The organism is Pseudomonas sp. AC463 (genome assembly GCF_979253585.1).
Map to the genome: position 1 here is coordinate 1 of NZ_CEEDDZ010000220.1, position 371 is coordinate 371.

At 67.7% G+C, this 371-nt stretch carries 1 protein-coding gene; it reads right to left on the minus strand.

Features of this window, described 5'->3' with window-relative positions:
* Positions 1 to 371: PLP-dependent transferase (locus tag AC0IYH_RS29865; protein ID WP_471837701.1), on the minus strand; the 371-nt coding region annotated here is incomplete at both ends.

The following is a 371-nucleotide window of genomic DNA, read 5'->3' on the forward strand; positions in this document are numbered from 1 at the left end:
GCCCAGCACGCCGCCTGCGACCAGATCGCTGTGGCCGCCGGCGTATTTGGTGAGCGAATACACCACGATGTCCGCGCCGTGCTTCAGCGGCTGATGCCACAGCGGCCCGAGAAAGGTATTATCGATCGCGATCGGCGGCTTCTCTGCCTTGTCGGCGAAGATCGCGTCGCGGCTGGCGGCCACCGCCTGCACGTCGACCAGCGCGTTGGTCGGGTTCGCAGGGCTTTCGAGATAGATCAGCGCGACGTTGCCAGTCGCGGCCTCCTCCAGCACGCGGTCGATCTCCTCGCGCGTCGCGCCCGCCGGGAAGTCGAGCCACTTGACCCCGAACTTGCCGAGGATGCGGCCGATCAGCGTCTCGGTCGCGGCGT